We start from the raw sequence: 18,842 nt of genomic DNA on the forward strand, positions 1-18,842 counted from the left end.
TCCTTTCAGGGTGTCCCCAATTCGTTTTCCCCTGTCCCCGGTCCGCTATTTGACTGTAAATAATTCTATCATATTATTTATCCTGTTCTCTATTACCGTCGGATCAAATGGTTTATGTATTATCTCGCAGATGCCCAGATCTCTGATCTGCTGCATCTTAACCGGAGAACTTTCAGCAGTAATGGCAATTACAGGCACATCATGCAGAAGCATCCTGCTCTGGGCCTTGTCCATCATTTCTATCCCATCCATCACAGGCATGATGATATCCAAAAGGACGGCCGCAATCTCTCCTTTATGGGCAGCGAGATGTCCTAATGCCTCTTCTCCGTCTGCTGCCTCTAACACCCTGTGCTTATCATGCAGCATTTCTTTTAATAATAGCCGGTTCATCTCGGCGTCATCTACAATGAGTACAAATCCTGGCTCCTTTTGCTTAATAGCCTGCACCTGTCCAATACGTTTCCTTTTCTGGCCCTCCGTCAGCCGGATAAGCTGGCTTACCCGGTTCGTGACGAGATACGGGTCGAAGGGCTTGGCAATCACATCACAAACACCTTTTTCCAAACCTTTCAAAATGTTATCCTTATACGTTTCTGCCGTTACAAATATGATAGGTATATCTTTATACTCCTCTGTCTTTTTCGCATATTCAAGAAATGTAAATCCGTCCATGACGGGCATGATGATGTCCAGCATAATCAGTGCTATATTGGAATACTCCTTCTCCAATATCCCAAGTGCTTCAAGACCGTTTTCCGCTTCCAGTATATTATAGTCTCCTCCTAATATGGCCGAAAGAAGCTGACGGTTCATCCCCATATCCTCTACGATTAAAATCGTCTTTTTTTCCGTACTGCCTGTATTGTAATTGTCCACGTTCTGATCCTCCATTTATATCACCTTATCACCTTCTTATATTATAAACGATTTCAAAGTATTTACAAGTTAAATGGGGACAGGGGAAAACGAATCGGGGACGGGGGAAATTTAAATTTCCCCCGTCCCCGATTCGTTTTCCCCTGCCCTGTCCCTAATCTATTTTGGGGTATCCCTCTTTATCCTTCTACGAATTCTCGCATTCCCTGGAAGATGAGCCAGACGGAGGTGGCTCCTGCATCCTGGTATCCGATGGCGCGTTCCATGAGCGACTTGGCACGTCCGAACTTGGCGGTATAGTTCTTCGTATCCTCGACGCCCTGTCTTGCAGCTTCTTCTGCTGCCCTCAGCATTTCGAGCAGTCCTTTTTCACTGTTGGCCTCCATAGCGTCTACAGCGGGCGACAGGGCGTCTACCATCGTCTTGTCCCCGACTTCTGCTTTGCCGCGCTCCTGGATTGCTGCCAGGCTCTTCCGCTCCATCACGGCCAGATCTTCTGAGGTGATAGATGCTTTTGGCTCTGCGCCTTTCGCCCCTGCCAGGTACAGGCTCCCGAAGATGACGCCGGATGCGCCGCCCATGGACATGAGCATCGCCTTTCCCGCCGCCTCGAATATGGCGTAGGCGTTCTCTTCGCCTTCCATCTTAAGCAGCTTCTCCTTTGCCTTCCTCATGCCCCCGGCCATCCCGATGCCGTGGTCGCCGTCTCCGATAGCGCTGTCGATCTCGGTCAGATAGGGCTTCTTGGCAATCACTTTGTCCGCTATGTAGATAAGCATCTCCCTTACATCCTCCGCCGTCAGTTCCGTGAGCGTCCCTTCCCTCCTTCTGGACACGTACGGCTCCGCCAGATCTTGCGCGGCAGCCGATGCCGCTTCTGCTTCACGTGCTTCCACATCCGCCTCTTCTTCCCCAGCCGGCACATAAGAGCTGCCTGTCAGCTCCCCTTTGGCGTAATATGGGCTCCAGCACGGCATGTCGTAATATTTCCTCAGTTCCTCATCCAGCTGAAACAAGGTGATGGAGAATCCACCCATCTCCTGGCTCGTACAGTAATTGTTCAGATCTGCATCGTATACTTTGATGCCGTCCCTATCCAGAAGCTCCTTCACCTTGCGGAACACGATTGCAAGTTCCGTTATCGTCGTGGAGCCAAGCCCGTTCACAAGCACGCACACCTCATCGCCTTCTGCCAGGCCCGTGTCCTCTTTGATCTGGTCATACATCTTCTCGGCGAGAACATCTGCCGGCTGCCATTTCGTCCGTAGGACGCCACGCTCCCCGTGCAGCCCCATTCCATACTCGATCTCATCCTCTCCAAGTTCAAATATCGGCTTATCCACACCCGGCAGCTGTGCCGGGGCGGTCGCCACGCCTATCGTATTCGTATGGTCCCTCGCCTTTTCCGCTACCCTTGTCACTTCTTCCAGATCAAGGCCGACGTCACATGCCGCTCCAGCCGTCTTGACGACATATACATCACCGGCAATCCCACGCCGGTCCGATATCCTGTCCCTGGGCGCGCTCGCCACATCGTCCCGCACACGCACATGGGCTGTCCTGATCCCGTCGTCGTTCAGGAATTCTTCCCCCATGTCAAAGTTCAGATTATCTCCGGCATAGCAGCCGTATACGAAGAGCACGCCCCTGCCGTTGTCTACCGCCCTGGCCGTCTCATACACCGTATTCGGATCCGGTGACGCAAATATATTGCCACAGGCTGCCGCATCTGCAAGCCCTTTCCCGACAAATCCCGAGAACATGGGCTCATGTCCGCTGCCTCCGCCGATGACAAGGGCGACCTTGTCTTTTCTCCTCTGTTTTAATATGACCCCGTTCACTTCCGGATGTTTCCTGTAATATCTGCTGTAAGCACTGATATAACCTTCCATCATCTCCTGCACTACATTGTCTGCATCATTGATTATCTTTCTCATCGCTCAACCTCACTTTTCGTCCATATTCCGTGCGCGTCCGCCTTCCGCAAGACATAGAAGCCGTCCTAAGCACGATGATATCATTGGCGCCCGGCTCATGCGTCCATTATATCATGTTTAATAAATAATAGGAATTATCCTTTGATTATCAAATAAATTTAGTAATGTGCTCTACCCATCGCGCAGCCATCCGTCTGTGCCCCTCTTCTGCGGGATGGATACCGTCCAGATAAAATGCATCCAGACCGCCGGAATCAGCAGGAACGCATTCCCAGAAGTCAGCGACAGGTATACGGAAGCTCTCGCCAAATCGCAGCAGCCACTCCCGATAATCTCCAAGCTGCCTCTTGACATTCTCTCCAGCTGCAAATGCTGTCCATTCTTTTGCAAGCCCCGGCTCATATACGGGAAGAGGGACACCCACAAAGGGGCGGATGCCATGATGCAGGCTGCGGAATACCATAGCCGCCATGCTGCTTTCTGCCTCCGAAATGCTCCCGGAAAAGAAGATGTCGTTGCTCCCGCCCATTATAAACGCCATATCCGGCCTGCTGCCTGCCACATCCGTCTCGAATCTGGACAGCATGCCTCCTGCCGTATCCCCGCTTATACCACTATTGACAATCTCACAGCCTGTCATTGCACGCGAAGCAAGGACAGTCCAGACGGATGCCCTCTTTACGCCGTACCCATATGTAAGACTGTCACCTAAACAAACAATTCTCATGTACTACCTCTCTGTATCATTCCGGGACGCAGCAGATGCACGCCGCAACTTCCTCCGCCCCGATGGTTCCAAAGTAATCCCTGATCCGGAACTCCCGGAGCACTTCCAGCACCTCTTCGTACCGGTACCTGCATCCCGTCAGCCCATCCGCCACCTCCGAAGCCGGCCTCAGAGCCATGAAATCCCCGTACATCAGGCATTCCTCTATCCTGCCCTCCCGCACGTTCATATACACTTCCACCGTGCCGCCGTCATACTTTTTATAGTTATGAATGGCGCAATTGATCGGCTGTCCGTAATTCCACTCCCACGTCTCATATTTATCCCGTTTCAGTCTCTCTATCCCGGCAAGCTCATCCTCTGTCAGTGCAAGCGCCTCATAACCGGCATCTTCAAGCAGCTTGCCGGCAAGACGCTCCTTCAGCACCTCGATCGTAACCTCTCCAGGCATGTAATCCTTAATATTGCCGACACGGCTCTTTACGGACTTGACCGCTTTGGAATTGAACTTCTCGCTTCTTACATGCAGGCTTTTTGAAACGGCAGATAAATCCGAGTCAAAGAGCAGGCATCCATGGTGGAGTATCCGGTTCTTATAGATCCTCTGCGCGGTCCCGGATACTTTCTTCCCTTCTATCATGATATCATTACGGCCGCTGAACACAGCCTTGGCCCCCAGTTCCCTCAGCACTTCGACGACAGGTCCGGTAAAATATCTCATCTCATCCCGGTCATCCTCCCCCCTGTCCGCAATGACGGAATAGTTCAGATTGCCCAGGTCATGGTACACCGTTCCGCCTCCGGTCGTCCTGCGGACGACCCGGATACCGTGTTCTGTTACATATTGCTGGTTGACCTCCTCCATGGCGTTCTGGTGCCTGCCGACTATGATAGCATTATCATTCTGCCAGAGCATGACGATGGCACCCTCCATATGATGTGTCAGGAGATATTCCTCCAGCGCAAGGTTATAATAGGGATTGGTACAATCATTTACAACAAGGTAATTATTCTTCATACTTTTTCGCCACCCGGTATAAATCCGTAAAATCTTCCTTCAGATGCGCATACAGGTTCCTGTATATATCAAAATACTCCATATAGCGCTCATGTGCCTCCTGGTCCGGTTCCATATAATCGATGTAGTTGACTTTATCCTTGGCAATCCCAAAGTCTTCAAATACCCCTACAGATACTCCCGCAAGAATGGCATCCCCATAAGGCGCCCCGACACGGTTCTCCACAAATGCCGTCGGCACGTTGAATACATCCGTGATGATCCTTCGCCACAGCTTGCTCTTTGCCCCGCCTTCATTCAGGATGATCGGCGCATTAGCCTTGACCCCTTTCTCCAGCATAAGCCTATAGTTGTCATACAGCGCATATGCCACCCCTTCCATCATAGCACGGATAAGATGCCCCTTCGTGTGATGGAGCGACAGGCCGAATACCGTCCCTCTCGCATAGGCGTTCCAGAGCACGGTACGTTCCCCCATAAGGTAAGGGAGCACGATAAGCCCCTCGCTGCCGGCCGGCACTTTTTCCGCCTCTTTATTCATAATATCATAGACATCCATATCTGACATCATCTGTGCGGTGGCATGCTCCATCTGGCAGAAATTGTCCCTGATATATCTGAGCACCTGGCCCCCTGTAAGCACGACGGCGATGGAGATGTAGTCGTTGCAGGAGTTCGTCGTATAGGCGTCGTTGCATACAAGGTCGATAAACTCTCTGCTGTCATTCACCACGCCCATGACACCGCATGTGCCGAGGTTGATCTGTACATCGCCCGGCGTGATGGCGCCGCCGCCCACAAAACCCGCATTGCAGTCTACCTGGCCGGCGCAGACCGGTATGCCTGCAGAAAGCCCAAGCTCCTCTGCGGCCTCCTCCGTCACCGTCCCGACAATATGCTCGCACGGATACAGGTCCGGCATCAGCGCGATATCGATGCCGAGCTTATCCATCAGATCCCTGTTGAACTCTTTCTTCCTGATATCATACGCCACACCCCAGAAGCCCCCGTGGGAGTAGCTCATGGCAGCCTTCCCCGTCATGCGGAGCCTTACGAAGCCGTCAATGGTCAATGTCTTCCAGATCTTCTTGTAATCCTCCGGACGGTTGTTCTTCTCCCACATGATATTTACCATGGTCGGATAGTCTTCAATCCGATTGCCGTTGATTCGGAATATCTCGTCCACCCCTACATGTTCCCGCAGCCACTCCACCTCTTTCACCGCCCGCCTGTCCATAAGGTTATAGGCGCGGTTGACCGGACGGGCGTCCTTATCGACCATGACAAGGCACGGCTGCGCCGAAGATATCCCGATGCCCTTGATATCCTCCGGCGCTACCCCCGCCTTCTTCATGCAGTCCTTTATCGTCTCACACGCCAGCGTCCAATAGTGTTCGGCATCGTGCTCAGACCATGACGGCCTGTCTACATAGATGGGATATTCCTGAAAGGAATACGCAAGCACATCTGCGTGTCCGTCAATAATACAAGCCTTGCCCCCTCCGGTGCCATAGTCAAGGCCTATCATATATGTTCCCATGTAATTCTACCTCCTTATCAAACCGCTTTGTGCACGCTCTTCCCAAAGCAGTCGAGTGCCGCTTCTTTGATCATCTCGGACAGCGACGGATGTGCCACGACCATCCTCTCCCACTCTTCTAGCGTCATCTTGTCCCTGACCGCCGCAGAAGCAAATGCAATCATCTCCGGGGCATCTTCACCGACGATATGTACGCCGAGCGTCGTCTCTTTCTCCTTGTCCATCACTACACGTACCAGGCCGTCCGCCCCTTCCGCCAGAGCCATCCCGTTCGCACTGTAGGCAAATTCTCCCGTAACCGCCGCAATCCCCATCTCTTCAGCCTTATCGGCGCTGATTCCCACCGCCGCGAATGCAGGCATCGTATAGATGCATCTCGGCATGACGCTCAGGTCCACGGCTTCACTCCTGCCCATGATATTCCTGACCGCCGCCTCTCCTTCTGCGTAAGCGGCATGGGCAAGCTGGTATCCTCCCACGACATCGCCGATGGCATAGATATGGGGCACGCTCGTCTCCATGTATGCATTGACCTGTATCTCACCTCTTGGCGTAAGTGAAATTCCGGCCGCTTCGGTGTCGATCCCGTTCAGGTTCGGCTTCCTGCCGGTGGCCATGAGCACCACGTCCGCCTCCGCCACACCCGATTGAGCTCCTTCATAGCAGACGCGCAGTCCGGTTTCCGACTTCTCTATCTTCTGCACCTTCGTCCCGCAGGAAATATGTATCCCCCGCTTTTGAAGCACGCGGGCCATATATGTCACAGCCTTCCTGTCTTCTGCCGGGAACAGTTCCGGCAGAACCTCGAGCACGGTCACTTCAGAGCCGAGAGAGCAATATGCGCTCGCCAGCTCCATGCCGATGACCCCGCCGCCGATGACCGCCAGACGCCCCGGTACTTTCTCAAGCTCCAGCGCCTGCGTGCTCGTTATCGCAAGTTCCGCGCCCGCAATCGGTATAGAAGAGGGAACGGAACCAGTGGCAATCAAGATGTCCTTCCCTCTGTATATGTTTCCTTCGCACTCCACTTCACCGGTCCCTGTAAGCGTTGCAAAGCCATGTACTACCCTGATCTTATTCGCTTTCAGCAGATACTCCACACCGGATACGAGCTTATGAACCACTTCGTTCCTGCCTTCCTGTATCTTCCTGAAGCTGAACAGTCCACATTCCCTGAATATCTTCTGATCCACAAGGGAGCGCACCTTTTCCATAGCCGCCGCCTTGTCAAGCAGATACTTAGTCGGTATGCAGCCCACATTCAGGCATGTACCGCCTATGCCGCCTCCTTCAAACAAGAGCACGGACAAGCCTTCCTTTGCCGCGGTTATGGCGGCCAGATAGCCGCCCGGCCCGCCGCCGATTACAATCAGGTCATAGTCCTTTCTCATGGTATCGCTTTCCATTTTTTACGCCTCCTTACCTACAGCAGAGCCATTGCCGGGTCTTCTATCACTGTTTTCAGTTCCGTCAGGAAACCGGCCCCGTATGCTCCATCTACCACACGGTGGTCAAAACTTCCCGTAAGGGTCATCACCGGAACCGCCACCCACCGTCCGTCCTTAAGCACCGGCTTGTCATGCACAGTACCTGCCGCCAGAATACACGCTTCCGGCGGGTTGATGATAGCGTCGAACTGTACCACCGGATACATGCCGAGATTGGACAGCGTGATCGTCCCCCCGGACATATCTTCAGGCGCCAGCTTCCCTTCCCGTGCCAGGCTGATGTTGGACTTGTTGGCCTTTGCTATCTCTGTGATGGTCTTTTCATTCACAGCTTCCACTACCGGGACGACAAGCCCTTCCTCCAGAGAGACGGCCAGCCCGATGTTCACATTCGTATGCAGCAGGATCGCGTCCTCCGTATAGGATGCATTTACATACGGATATTTCCGGACTGCCGCGTCGATACATTTGAACAAAATGTCGTTGTATGATAGTTTAAGTCCTGTCTTACTGCCGTTGACCTTCGTCCGGAACGAAATGCACGGCTCCATATCAACTTCCACCGATGCCCGGAATACGGGTATGTTCCGGGAACTCTCCAGCATCCTGCGGGCAATCGTCCTGCGCATGGATGTGAGCGGAACTTCTGTAACGGAAGCTTTTCCACATCCGGTCTCCTCAGTCCCTGCCGTATCCATACATGGAGCCTCATCGATATATTTCTGCACATCTGCACGTTTCAGATTATGTTTCCCAAAGCAGGCTGCCACATCACGGAGGGAAACCCCATGTTCGCCCGCAAGCAGTTTTGCATTTGGCATCGCCCTGATATGATCCATATCCGTCTTGCCGCATACCGGTTCTGCCCTTTCCTTCTCCGGTGCACACGCAAGGCGGCTTGGCTGCGACTTGTCTATCGGCTGATATTCATCCTCTTCCTTCCCGGACGGAGCAGATGCTGCTGCCACAGCCGCTTCCAGCCCTGCCTTACTTTGTCCGCCAAGCCGTTCTTCCACCTGTGGCCTGTCACTCTCCTCCCCGATGAGGGCTATCACCTCTCCGGCCGCCGCCTGATCCCCTTCTTCCGCCAGGATTGCAAGCACGGTGCCCTTTGCAAAGCTTTCTACCGAGAGGGTGGCTTTGTCCGTCTCTACCGTGAGCAGCTCGTCTCCCCGTTTGACCTTATCACCTGTTTTTACCAGCCAGGCGCCTATGGTGGACATGTCCGTCGTCTGCCCGCCTGCCGGCATCGTAATCTCTTTTATCATAATCTTCTCCCGCCTTAGAATGCTTTGTTCTCACCGTTCAGCGCCCGTATCGTCTCTTCCACATATGCCATGACCGCCTCCTGTTCCTTTACGATCATGTCTTTTCCCGCGCCTCTTCCGAGGATAACATTGGGATCCATCTGATCCACGTCATGCTCTGACATGTATGCTTTCACCGCGTTGATGGCAGCACGTTTCATACCCGTGCCAAAGTTCACCTTTGCAACGCCCATGGATGCAGCTTTGGACAGATCTTCATGGGCGATGCTCGTTCCGCCATGGAGCACGAGCGGAATGTCGATTTCTCTGGCAAGCGTCGCAAGCGCGTCGTAATCGATCGTAACGTTTCCGTCCTCCTTCAGATGGCAGTTTCCAACCGCTACAGCCACTGCATCTATTCCCGTCTCCCGGACGAACCGGCAGCACACCTCCGGGTCGGTGTCCTCCCCTTCATGAAGCTCTCCCGTGGCCGAATTGAAAAGCGGCAGTTCGCCCACTTCACCTTCTACCGCCACACCATAGGCATGTGCCTTATTCACGATTCTCTTCTGAATCTCGGTCAGTTCCTGAAGGGGCAGCGCGTCAGAGGCAAATACAGGGGCGAACATGACCATGTCGAATCCGATTTCCGCAGCCCTGATTACCATGTCCTCGTCATCAGACTCATTCAGAAGCAGCGCCACCGGAACCCCTGCCTCTTCCGCTATCTGGGACAGCATGGCATAGTATACGTCGAGGCTTTCTCTGTAGCGCCTCTTGGCCTCCCCGATGTAGGTTCCACATACGCCTATCATGACAGGTGATTTGACATGTTCGGCCGCCCTTACCATGGCAAGCGTAGACTGGAGGTCCCAGCTCTCGAAATATCCGACTGCATAGTTATGTTCCCGGGCGTGCTTAAGTAGTTCGTTTGCTGCTATTCTGCTCATAATTTCATTCTCCTTTATGAATACTATAGTAGGTCCGTTAAAATGATGCTGAGGCCAAAGGTCCCCGGCATCTTAACATGCGATACGTGCAACGGCACGCTCATTCCGCGACCAATTCCCGGGCCGCATCTGCAATGCGCCTGGTATCCGGAATCACGAAATTCTCCATCGGAGATGCAAACGGCACCGGCGTATCGTATGCCGCCACGATCTTAATGGGCGCATCCAGGTCATAGATATGGTTCTCAGCGATATGAGCTGCCAGCTGCGCTCCCCATCCGTTATTCTTATGATCCTCATGGACAATCAGAAGCCTGCCCGTCTTCTTAAGTGACGCCTTCACCGTGTCATAGTCGAACGGCACGAGTGTCCTCGGATCGATCACCTCGCAGCTGATTCCTTCTTCCTCCAGTTTCCTGGCAGCCTCCTGCGCCCGGTAGCTCATGAGCAGGTTGGCGACGATCGTCACGTCCCTGCCTTCCCTTCGCACCGCCGCCTTGCCGAATTCTATCGCATAGTCTTCTTCCGGCACTTCCCCGGACGTCTTGATTGCGTCTTTTTCTTTTCTCGTTCCTCCGTACAGCAGCTTATGTTCAAATACAAGCACCGGATTGTCATCCCGGATTGCCTGCTTCATCATGCCTTTCGCATCGTACGGGGTGGACGGGCATATCACTTTCAGCCCCGGCACATGGGTAAAGTAGCTCTCCAGGCTCTGTGCATGCTGCGCGCCTCTGTTCGTGGCCCCGCAGGGCGCCCGCATGACCATCGGCACATGGACGGTACCGCCGGACATGTAGCACATCTTCGCCGCCTGGTTCACAAGCTGGTCCATCATGCAGAACAGGAAGTCTCCGTACTGGAGGTCTGCCACCGGGCGCATGCCCGTAATTCCTGCCCCTACGCATACTCCCGATATGAGTATCTCGGCGATGGGCGTGTTGATGACCCGTTCCGGACCGAATTCCTCCAGAAGTCCTTTCGTAACAGTAAATGCTCCGCCCATTCCTCCTTCTATATCTACGTCTTCCCCAAGGCAGAAGACGGTGTCGTCTCTTCTCATCTCTTCCTGGATTGCCTGCTTTAGGGCATCCGCTATGGACATCTCGGCCATTATGCATTTCCTCCTTCCCAGTATACGTCCCGAAGCGCAGATTCCGGTTCCGGATCCCTGCTGTTCTTGGCATATTCCACTTCAGCTTCTATCTCTGCCTCTATTCCTTCTTCTATCCGGACCAGCTCTTCCTCACCGATGACATTCTCCTCCAGCAGGCGTTTTCTGAAAGAACGCACCGGGTCTCTGGAGAACCATTCCTTCTCTTCCTCTTCCGGACGGTAGCCGCAGGCATCGTTTCTGGAATGTCCGCCGATGCGGTAAGTCTTCAGTTCCAGGATTGTCGGCCCCTCTCCTGCTCTCGCCCGTTCTATCGCCCGGGATGCCGCTTCGTTCACGGCCAGCACATCGTTGCCGTCCACGACTTCGGACGGGATCCCATAGGCCGCCCCTCTGTCCGCCGCCACGTTCTTCAGATTACACGTCAGCTTAATAGACGTCGTCGCAGAATATAGGTTATTCTCGCACACATAGACTACCGGCAGCTTCCATACCGCCGCCGCGTTGAGCGCTTCATGGAAAGCGCCCTCATTGCTTGCCCCGTCTCCGAAGAAGCAGACCGCCACATTGTCCGTCTTCTTCATCTTGCACCGGAGCGCCACACCTGCGGCTATCGGCAGGTTCCCTCCTACGATGGCATTGGCCGTGACCGCTCCGACAGATATGTCTCCCGTGTGCATGGCTCCGCCTTTTCCTTTGCAGCACCCTTCCGCCTTGCCGAACATCTCGCACATCATGGAACGTAAGCTCACTCCTTTGGCAAGATCGTGTCCCGCCGGCCTGTGTGTCGTCAATATGTAATCTTCTTTTCTCAGGTCATATATCATACCCACCGCGCAGGCTTCCTGTCCGTGGGACTGGTGAATCGTTCCCGGCATGATCCCTTCCAGGAACAGATAATATATCGTTTCCTCGTACTGGCGTATCAGGTACATATCCTTGTACATACCGACCGCCCGCTCTCTCTCAGGCATTTTCAGCATAACGCATTCTCCTTGTCTTTTAAGATTCTAAATTCGTCATATCGGGGCCAGAGGCCTCTGGCCCCCTGATACCTGCGAATCGCTCCGCACTATGAGCACCCGCAATTCTAAAAACATTCAAAATCCGCCCGGGCCGTCTGCTTTCCTATTCATTATATTTTTAAAAAGTGACTTAATCAACAGTTTAGCCCTCTCATAATGTTTGAATTAAAACATTACAGGCTTATTATTGTTTATTTTCAAACACCTTACTATTCTGCACTGGTTGTAATACGGAAAAATATGTTATAGAATAAACATAGATGTCGATCTTGAAAGGAGCCTCAAAATGAAAAAGGAACGCCATGCCCGGATTATCGAATTGCTGGAAAACCATATGGTATGTACTCCGAAAGAACTGTCGGAAGAGCTCGCCTGCAGCGAGATGACGATACGAAGAGATCTGAATGAACTGGAAGAGATGAGCCTCGTACGGAGAAAACACGGGTGTGCCTTCCTCGTGAAGGCTGCCAAGCCGAATTATTTCCTCGAGCAGATAGATGAACAGCAGTATGAAAAAGAAGCCATCGCGAAAGCCGCCCTGCAGTTTGTCCATCCGTACAGCGTCATCTGTATCGACTCCGGGACTACGGCCCACACCGTGTCCCGTTTTCTGCCGGACAGCATCCCTTTGTCAGTCATCACGTCTAATCTGATGACCGCAGTTGAACTGTCGGAAAAGGAAAATATACAGACTTATGTCATCGGGGGAATGCTGTATCACAGGACGAAATCCATCATGACAGAATCGGCGGAACTTCTGACACAGCATCCCGCAGACGTGGCGTTCATATCCGCCCGGGCGTTCCGCATTCCCGGCGGAGCGTTCGAGCATACCTACCCCCTTGTGGCGACGAAGAAAGCCCTCGTGTCCATCGCGCGGAAAACCGTGCTCCTCATCGACCACACGAAAGCAGAGCACGTATCGCTGTGCAATTCTATCCCGCTCAACCAGATTGATGCAATCATCACGGACAACAAGACGTCCAATGAGATAATAAAAAAAGCAGTCGGCCTCAAGAAAGAAGTAATCGTCGTCAATCCTGAGACCGCTGCCATCGAACATCATTATAATAAAATGCAATTTAATCATAATTGATAAGCATACGCATATAAAACATATCTCCTTCCGTCTTATAAATCAGGAACGCGTTATATTTCCGGGCAAATGCCAAGATGCTCTGCGTTCCTGTGCCGTGTCCGTCGTCTTCTGCCCTGGGCAGGTTATCCTCATCAAAGAGGATTGTTCCGTCATAGGTATTCACCACTTCAAAAATCATCTGAGGGCGGCTTACACAATGTACCTTGATCTGTTTCCGGGTACCTTCTGTCATCCTGCAGCATGCATGGACGGCATTTTCAACGGCATTGGCAAGCACGATGGCAAGTTCCGCAGAATCGACCGGGAGTATATCCGGTATGTCACAGTCAACCGATACGTTGATACCCGCCCGTACCGCCCGCTCCAGATACAGGGCCAGCGTGGCGTTCACGACCGGGTTCTTACAGTATGCCGACAGGCGGAGAGGCTCTCCCATCTCATCCAGCCTCCCTTTTATAACCTCAAGAGCCTCCTCCACCCTTCCCTCCCTGAGCTGCACGATAATATTGGCGAGGTAATGCCTCATGTCATGGCGGTATACGGCAAGTTCTCGCTCACTTTTTTCTGCCGCTTCAATCTGCTTCAGAAGCGCCAGGGATTGAGATTCGAGAAGCTCTGTATTGCGCTGGAGCGTAAGCAGCTCATATGTGCTGCGGTATACCTGATAGATGATATAATATACAAAACACAAGATGACATAGAGGAACGCGACTGCCAGAAGATTATCCGTGCGTACATGCGGATACAGACCCAGAAACATCACTAACGCAAAAAAGCAGAATGGAATCACCGCAAATATACGCCAGCTCCCTTTTTTCATATTTGCAGCCAGAAACTGGTACGGCAGCCGCAGATACCGTACGAACAAGAATAAGATCAGTGCGGACAGAACTCCACGCATAAGGGCATCCAGCCATACCGCCTTGTCTCCTCCTTCCAGCGCTCCCCCCGTGATAAAGTGGGACAGTATAGATATTAGATAAACTGCATTCACAGCTGTAAAAAAGTTAAACAGATGCTGGGAAGGCCAGTCTTTTGCAGCGGCAAGCAGATAGATAATGCAGGGTACAAAAAGGACGGCCGCATATAGCTGCTTCATACGTTCCTGCCCTGCCAGAATCAACAGCATGGCATTGACAGATGCAGCGGTGAGGAAAACCGCCGCCATAGCGGCACGGGCTCTGCGCCGTCTTGGAAAACGTGACATTTCAAAAACAAGTGCAATCGGAAAAGCGCAGGTCACCGTCATCCGCAGTATGTTCCCCAATAATGCCATCTGATTCATGATTCCCGCCTCCGTTCAAGTATGTAGTCCATATACTTCTTCTTCGCTTCGGAATATTTTCTCGTTATCGTCAGCAATTCGCCATCACTCAGCGTGAACGTATTCCTTCCTACCTTCTGTATGTGCCGCATATTGACAATATGGGATGCCGATATCTGTATGAACCCCATGCCTACGCTAAACGGTGCCGCAATATCAGAAAACGGCTTCCGGTAAAGGACACTCTTAACCGTTGTACAATCTGTCAGATGCAGGTACAGGCGGTGCCCGTAATACTCCACGCATACAATCCTCGAAAGAGGAATGGCTTGCAGGCCATCCGGCACATGTAGCAGAAAACGGCACATGTTGTCAGCTTCAAATCTCTGACAAGCCTCGTCAAGCCGTACAGCCAGCTCTTCCTCGCTACAAGGTTTCAGCATATAGTCCATGGCCCTGATACGGTAAGATTCCAGCGCGAAATCCGGAGATGACGTAAGATAGATGATGACAGCCAGACCGTCCTCCTGCCGTATGGCCCTGCCAAGCTCCATCCCATCCATTCCGGGCATCAGTATATCTAAGAGACAGATGTTGAACTTCCTTCCCTTCTCTATCTCCTCTAGCAGTTCCATACCGGTATGGAAGCAGTCCAGAGAAATATCTTTATCTGGATGCCGCTTTATGTATTCTTTTATATAGGCACATATCTGCTCTAGTTCTATATAATCATCTTCGCATACAGCTATAGAAATCATGAGTTCCCACCTTTTGTCATCTGTACTAATGTAATTATATACGATAATGCACGCATTTCCCAGACGAAAACGATTGCTAATTAAGTGAAAAAAAATGTCTTTCAGGCTATTGCCTGCAAATGCAGCCTTTATTCATTTATAATATCACCTGAGTTCAAAAATTTGTTATCTCCTAATACCCTGAAGATGGCATAGTAAAAAGCTCAGACGAAACGATACAGAAAGGTAGAAGCAATATGAGACGATTAACACATCTTAAAAAGCTATCTGTGATGCTTGGAGCCGCCGTCCTTCTGTCTGCTACCCTGATAGCAAGCGTCCCGGCACATGCAGAAGAAGGGATTACCGTAACGAGCGCGGCAGAACTTAAAAACGCGGTCCAGAATGCGTCCGCTCCACTTACCATCAACCTGGGGGGAGACATATTTACGGCCACCGTCTCTGCCGGAACCGACAAGGATATCACTATCAATATGAATGGCCACCGGATCCGCACAACCTCCATGTACGCTCTTGTAACCGCCGGAAAGCTGACTGTCAACGGAGGCACTGTTGTAAATGAAGCTGTCCAGCCTGCAGGCTGCATCCAGGTGAATTCCGGAGGCACCTTGGTACTTAATGGAACAGCACTGGACGGAGGCTCCATGGTCCTGGACAATCATGGGACTTCCACCGTCACAGACAGTACCATTACCGCAAGTCTGTACTATGGAGTCACCAACCAGACTTCCGGAATTCTCTATCTGAACGGAAGCAGCCTTATATCTGACGAGCTGATAGCAGGCATCTCTAACTACGGTGCCCTCTACTTTAATTCCGGCATCGTCAAAAGTAAGGGAACGGCCATCGAACAGATCAGAGGCAGTTCCCTGATTCTGCCGGACGGCAAGATAGATAAGAACGGGACAGACGGTGGGTATCATACATGTACGCTCACAGACAGCGTGATAACAGGAGCGGTAAATGGGGGGACACCCATAGATGCAGAGAGCATAGAAGACCTTATCCGCCGCTCTAAAGTGAGCGCGGCACATGTCACCCGGCTGGAAATTACAGAAGGAACCGTAACCGGTGACGACTGGAATTACCTCTCTACCGATAAAGACAATACAGGGGCAGGCAATCCTCTGTCTCAGCTGGAAGTCCTTATAATCGGCCGGACCGTATCCCAGGTTACAGACATGCCCGCAGACTGCTTCTGGGGAGACCGTACACTAACGGAGATAAAAATATTCGGTGTGAAGGGAGTAGGGGACCGTGCATTCCAAAACTGTACTGCACTGGAAACTGCAATTTTCCCCGGTTTACAGAATATGGGGACGGATATGATTGAAGGCTGTACCTCTATGAAGATATTCGCAGTCCCGTCCACTCCGCCTGTATGTGAAAACGGATGGATATACAGCTCGTCCGCACCGGCCGGCTTACAGCTTCAGATTGTGGATTCTTCGGGAATCCCTCTATCCGGGGCAGCGCTTAATGAAGCACGCATCCGTTATGCCCTTGCTCTTGAAAATGGTTCTGACAGAGAAGACGGCTATTGGTTCGGTATGGATATAGGAGAGATTACACATACCATCTCCGCAACGGCCGGCGAGGGCGGCAAAGTAAAAGCTCCCGGCAAAGTGCTGCGTGGTACTGATGCGAGGATACAAATCATCCCAAACCCAGGATGGGCGACAGCCAGTGCAACCGCCGACGGAGAATCTGTATCTGTAGTTAACAATGAGTATGTATTTCATGATGTCAAAGAAGACCATTCCCTGACGGTTACGTTTATCAAGGTGAAAGATAACGGTACTTCCGAAAGCGGAAACAGCGGGAATGAAAAGCCTGTATTCAGTTCCGCAAAGGCTGCCCGAACAGGGGATGACGCTGTCCTGCTGCTCTGGTGCTTCCTGTTGGCCGCCTCTGCTGTCGTAATAAAGAAGCTTGTCAGGTATCGTGTATGATCTTGGGGGATATTTTTGGTGGCCGAGTTACTCGGCCACCTTTTTACTTCCAATCAGTCAAATGGGGTTCCTTCCTCTTCTCCAGCCGCTCCAGAGCATCATAAAGGCTGGATTCCTTCCAGCCTGCTTCGCGGAATACATTCTGGAGTATCCTGTCGGCTGTAGCAATATCCAGTTCCGCCTCCTGCGTTATCTCTCTGTAATCTGCCACCTGCTCTTATCCTTTCTGTTCTCTCAATCCACCCCTGCCATCCATATATCAGGATGAAGGAAGCGTCCATATGATCGATTCATCATATGGCTCACCTTCCCGAGGCGCTTTAAAATCCTTCGTATAATATATCTCCAGCCTGTCAGGCTGCGGCCTTCCTTCTTTCATCAGTATGACAAAAGAAAACTCCAGCTCGTCATTCGTGCCAATCTCCGTAACCAGATTGCTTTTATCATGATTTGAAAAAAGGAGGGCCCCTTCATACGTCTTCCTGCCGCTTATGCCCTGTACCATGATATTGCCGGCATCAAGCACATATAAGCCTTTATTTTCCGCGGTTCCGGAGATGACATAGTAAGAATAGCCCTTCTTTTCCTCGTAATAGTTGTAGTAGCCGTTTGGCTGCTTTGGCTTGACCTCCTTGCATATCTCAGCCTTCTCGAAGGTAAATGAGATGCCGTTCATGGTTATGCTCTCATTAGCACCGGCTTGTATGCTATGTTCCGCTGTTGCCTTACCGCGGCAGCCGCTGACGCAAAGCAGCAGCAGAAAGGCCAATAATAAGCACTTTTTCATTTATTCCACCTCGAGCACCGCTTCAATTGCTCCCCCATTATATAAGTTGTCCGGATCCTTCATATCAGCCGCTTCCACATTCAAGACGATCGGATACTCCCCCTCCTTCAATTCCTTATCTATCTTGAAGCTTGTTACAGCCGTGCCCGGTTTGATCAGGCCTGTCTGATACAATGTCGATCCATCACTTTTGAGTATTATGTGGAATTTGAAATAGCAGTCATTCCCTTCCGGGTTGAGCAGTGCCACTTCGACTTTCTTCGTTGCCAGGTCCATCTCAAGAACGTCATATCCCGGCATAAGGATGGAGTCCGGGTCTGTGTTTTTCACCCCATTCGGCAGTTGATATGCAATAGCATGCTTGTCCAGATCCGGCCCGCGCTCATAGGTCAAGGCTGCTGTCACTCCTGCGGCCGCGATCAGCAGCAGCAGGATTACTGTCATTATTTTTCTGACAGGCCTTTTACCATGCTTCCTTTTCTTCTTCCTGTATGTATCTTCCATATGCTCCTCCCTGCCCCACTATTCTGTTATTATGAGCTGTGCCTCTATGTTTCCCGCATTATATACGATCTCAGGATCCTGTATGTCCCGCGTCTCCACGATAACCTCGATGGGGTATGTTCCCGCCTTCAGCTTCTTGCTGAGATCGAATTCCATTACAGCTTTGCCTGGTTCTATCAGGCCGGAGGCGTATAGTGATTCGCCGGTATCCGTCTGCTTGATCGTATACCGGAAATAGCATTCATTTCCTTCCGGGTTGAGCAGTACGGCCTTGATATGCGTATCGTCTTCCCTGCCGTTTAGTTTGCTCACCCCCGGCAGCAGGATGGAATCACTGTCCGTATTTTTAATACCTTCCACATGGTAGGACACCGCCGTCCTATCCAATCCCTCAACTTCGTCCTTCCGTGCAATCCATATGCCGGCCAGGAATATGATGGCGCATACGAGCGCCGCCAATATGACCGAAAGCAGCCTGTGCCAGGCATAGTCGACAATCCGGAGGAAGCCTTCTTCCCCTTTTCCGTCCACCACCGGAATATATCCCACGACCCTTTTCGTCCACGCCAGCCTGTTCTGATAAGGATACAGGC

Annotated in this window: 18 protein-coding genes; 2 read left to right on the plus strand and 16 right to left on the minus strand. The window is 51.8% G+C overall.

What is annotated here, in order from left to right:
• Nucleotides 1-45: 45 nt before the first annotated feature.
• From HJV72_RS17280 to HJV72_RS17325, 10 genes are all read right to left on the minus strand, one after another.
• Nucleotides 46-879, minus strand: a complete 834-nt coding sequence (locus HJV72_RS17280; protein ID WP_208072887.1) for a response regulator — start codon at nucleotides 877-879, stop codon at nucleotides 46-48.
• 179 nt (nucleotides 880-1,058) lie between these two features.
• On the minus strand, nucleotides 1,059-2,816 hold the full coding sequence (gene dhaL / locus HJV72_RS17285) for a dihydroxyacetone kinase subunit DhaL (protein WP_208072890.1): 1,758 nt from the start codon (nucleotides 2,814-2,816) through the stop codon (nucleotides 1,059-1,061).
• Nucleotides 2,817-2,964: 148 nt separating this feature from the next.
• Nucleotides 2,965-3,543, minus strand: coding sequence for a GDSL-type esterase/lipase family protein (locus HJV72_RS17290; protein ID WP_208072892.1), 579 nt, complete (start codon nucleotides 3,541-3,543; stop codon nucleotides 2,965-2,967).
• A 16-nt stretch (nucleotides 3,544-3,559) separates the two neighbouring features.
• Nucleotides 3,560-4,561 carry a lipoate--protein ligase gene (locus HJV72_RS17295; protein ID WP_066580123.1) on the minus strand — a complete coding sequence of 334 codons (1,002 nt, stop codon included), beginning with the start codon at nucleotides 4,559-4,561 and terminating at the stop codon, nucleotides 3,560-3,562.
• Nucleotides 4,551-6,101 (minus strand): FGGY-family carbohydrate kinase, encoded by a 1,551-nt coding sequence (locus tag HJV72_RS17300; protein ID WP_066580125.1) that lies wholly within the window; start codon nucleotides 6,099-6,101, stop codon nucleotides 4,551-4,553. Before HJV72_RS17300 ends, HJV72_RS17295 begins: the two co-directional genes overlap by 11 nt.
• Before the next feature lie 17 nt (nucleotides 6,102-6,118).
• Nucleotides 6,119-7,507: a dihydrolipoyl dehydrogenase gene (gene lpdA / locus HJV72_RS17305; RefSeq protein ID WP_208072894.1), complete on the minus strand. Its 1,389-nt coding sequence runs from the start codon at nucleotides 7,505-7,507 to the stop codon at nucleotides 6,119-6,121.
• A 17-nt stretch (nucleotides 7,508-7,524) separates the two neighbouring features.
• Nucleotides 7,525-8,817, minus strand: a complete 1,293-nt coding sequence (locus HJV72_RS17310; RefSeq protein WP_208072896.1) for a dihydrolipoamide acetyltransferase family protein — start codon at nucleotides 8,815-8,817, stop codon at nucleotides 7,525-7,527.
• Nucleotides 8,818-8,831: 14 nt separating this feature from the next.
• Entirely contained in the window at nucleotides 8,832-9,746 is a 915-nt protein-coding gene (locus HJV72_RS17315) for a class II fructose-bisphosphate aldolase (RefSeq protein ID WP_208072898.1), read from the minus strand.
• 100 nt (nucleotides 9,747-9,846) lie between these two features.
• Complete coding sequence (locus tag HJV72_RS17320) at nucleotides 9,847-10,860, minus strand: alpha-ketoacid dehydrogenase subunit beta (RefSeq protein ID WP_208072900.1); 1,014 nt, start codon at nucleotides 10,858-10,860, stop codon at nucleotides 9,847-9,849.
• Nucleotides 10,860-11,843 carry a thiamine pyrophosphate-dependent dehydrogenase E1 component subunit alpha gene (locus tag HJV72_RS17325; protein ID WP_117772312.1) on the minus strand — a complete coding sequence of 328 codons (984 nt, stop codon included), beginning with the start codon at nucleotides 11,841-11,843 and terminating at the stop codon, nucleotides 10,860-10,862. The genes HJV72_RS17320 and HJV72_RS17325 overlap by 1 nt, the downstream gene beginning before the upstream one ends.
• 328 nt (nucleotides 11,844-12,171) lie before the next feature.
• On the opposite strand from HJV72_RS17325, the gene HJV72_RS17330 reads away from it, so the two are divergent.
• Nucleotides 12,172-12,981 (plus strand): DeoR/GlpR family DNA-binding transcription regulator, encoded by an 810-nt coding sequence (locus HJV72_RS17330; RefSeq protein WP_066580136.1) that lies wholly within the window; start codon nucleotides 12,172-12,174, stop codon nucleotides 12,979-12,981.
• Here the strand turns inward: HJV72_RS17330 and HJV72_RS17335 are convergent.
• Both HJV72_RS17335 and HJV72_RS17340 read right to left on the minus strand, forming a co-directional pair.
• The gene (locus tag HJV72_RS17335; protein ID WP_208072902.1) at nucleotides 12,968-14,269 is read right to left on the minus strand and encodes a GHKL domain-containing protein; all 1,302 of its coding nucleotides are present in this window, start codon (nucleotides 14,267-14,269) and stop codon (nucleotides 12,968-12,970) included. The two genes, HJV72_RS17330 and HJV72_RS17335, sit on opposite strands and share 14 nt — an antisense overlap.
• Complete coding sequence (locus HJV72_RS17340) at nucleotides 14,266-15,006, minus strand: LytR/AlgR family response regulator transcription factor (RefSeq protein WP_117772314.1); 741 nt, start codon at nucleotides 15,004-15,006, stop codon at nucleotides 14,266-14,268. The genes HJV72_RS17335 and HJV72_RS17340 overlap by 4 nt, the downstream gene beginning before the upstream one ends.
• Nucleotides 15,007-15,242: 236 nt before the next feature.
• Here HJV72_RS17340 and HJV72_RS17345 point away from each other — a divergent pair, with 236 nt between their 5' ends.
• Complete coding sequence (locus HJV72_RS17345) at nucleotides 15,243-16,958, plus strand: hypothetical protein (protein WP_208072904.1); 1,716 nt, start codon at nucleotides 15,243-15,245, stop codon at nucleotides 16,956-16,958.
• A gap of 43 nt (nucleotides 16,959-17,001) precedes the next feature.
• Here HJV72_RS17345 and HJV72_RS17350 read toward each other — a convergent pair whose 3' ends face one another.
• The 4 genes from HJV72_RS17350 to HJV72_RS17365 form a co-directional block, all read right to left on the minus strand.
• Nucleotides 17,002-17,169 carry a hypothetical protein gene (locus tag HJV72_RS17350; protein ID WP_208072906.1) on the minus strand — a complete coding sequence of 56 codons (168 nt, stop codon included), beginning with the start codon at nucleotides 17,167-17,169 and terminating at the stop codon, nucleotides 17,002-17,004.
• 48 nt (nucleotides 17,170-17,217) lie between these two features.
• On the minus strand, nucleotides 17,218-17,745 hold the full coding sequence (locus tag HJV72_RS17355) for a hypothetical protein (protein WP_208072908.1): 528 nt from the start codon (nucleotides 17,743-17,745) through the stop codon (nucleotides 17,218-17,220).
• On the minus strand, nucleotides 17,746-18,249 hold the full coding sequence (locus HJV72_RS17360) for a hypothetical protein (protein ID WP_208072910.1): 504 nt from the start codon (nucleotides 18,247-18,249) through the stop codon (nucleotides 17,746-17,748).
• 18 nt (nucleotides 18,250-18,267) lie between these two features.
• Nucleotides 18,268-18,842 (minus strand): hypothetical protein (locus HJV72_RS17365; protein ID WP_208072912.1); only part of this gene is annotated, 575 nt, incomplete at its 5' end.

Origin of the sequence: Extibacter sp. GGCC_0201 (assembly GCF_017566055.1) — a bacterium.
GTDB lineage: Bacteria > Bacillota > Clostridia > Lachnospirales > Lachnospiraceae > Extibacter.

Bases quoted from the DNA above. Each gene is read 5' to 3' on its own strand.
- dhaL (WP_208072890.1), bottom strand. From the start codon at position 2,816: ATGAGAAAGATAATCAATGATGCAGACAATGTAGTGCAGGAGATGATG.
- HJV72_RS17290 (WP_208072892.1), bottom strand. From the start codon at position 3,543: ATGAGAATTGTTTGTTTAGGTGACAGTCTTACATATGGGTACGGCGTA.
- HJV72_RS17295 (WP_066580123.1), bottom strand. From the start codon at position 4,561: ATGAAGAATAATTACCTTGTTGTAAATGATTGTACCAATCCCTATTAT.
- HJV72_RS17300 (WP_066580125.1), bottom strand. From the start codon at position 6,101: ATGGGAACATATATGATAGGCCTTGACTATGGCACCGGAGGGGGCAAG.
- lpdA (WP_208072894.1), bottom strand. From the start codon at position 7,507: ATGGAAAGCGATACCATGAGAAAGGACTATGACCTGATTGTAATCGGC.
- HJV72_RS17310 (WP_208072896.1), bottom strand. From the start codon at position 8,817: ATGATAAAAGAGATTACGATGCCGGCAGGCGGGCAGACGACGGACATG.
- HJV72_RS17315 (WP_208072898.1), bottom strand. From the start codon at position 9,746: ATGAGCAGAATAGCAGCAAACGAACTACTTAAGCACGCCCGGGAACAT.
- HJV72_RS17320 (WP_208072900.1), bottom strand. From the start codon at position 10,860: ATGGCCGAGATGTCCATAGCGGATGCCCTAAAGCAGGCAATCCAGGAA.
- HJV72_RS17325 (WP_117772312.1), bottom strand. From the start codon at position 11,843: ATGCTGAAAATGCCTGAGAGAGAGCGGGCGGTCGGTATGTACAAGGAT.
- HJV72_RS17330 (WP_066580136.1), top strand. From the start codon at position 12,172: ATGAAAAAGGAACGCCATGCCCGGATTATCGAATTGCTGGAAAACCAT.
- HJV72_RS17335 (WP_208072902.1), bottom strand. From the start codon at position 14,269: ATGAATCAGATGGCATTATTGGGGAACATACTGCGGATGACGGTGACC.
- HJV72_RS17340 (WP_117772314.1), bottom strand. From the start codon at position 15,006: ATGATTTCTATAGCTGTATGCGAAGATGATTATATAGAACTAGAGCAG.
- HJV72_RS17345 (WP_208072904.1), top strand. From the start codon at position 15,243: ATGAGACGATTAACACATCTTAAAAAGCTATCTGTGATGCTTGGAGCC.
- HJV72_RS17355 (WP_208072908.1), bottom strand. From the start codon at position 17,745: ATGAAAAAGTGCTTATTATTGGCCTTTCTGCTGCTGCTTTGCGTCAGC.
- HJV72_RS17360 (WP_208072910.1), bottom strand. From the start codon at position 18,249: ATGGAAGATACATACAGGAAGAAGAAAAGGAAGCATGGTAAAAGGCCT.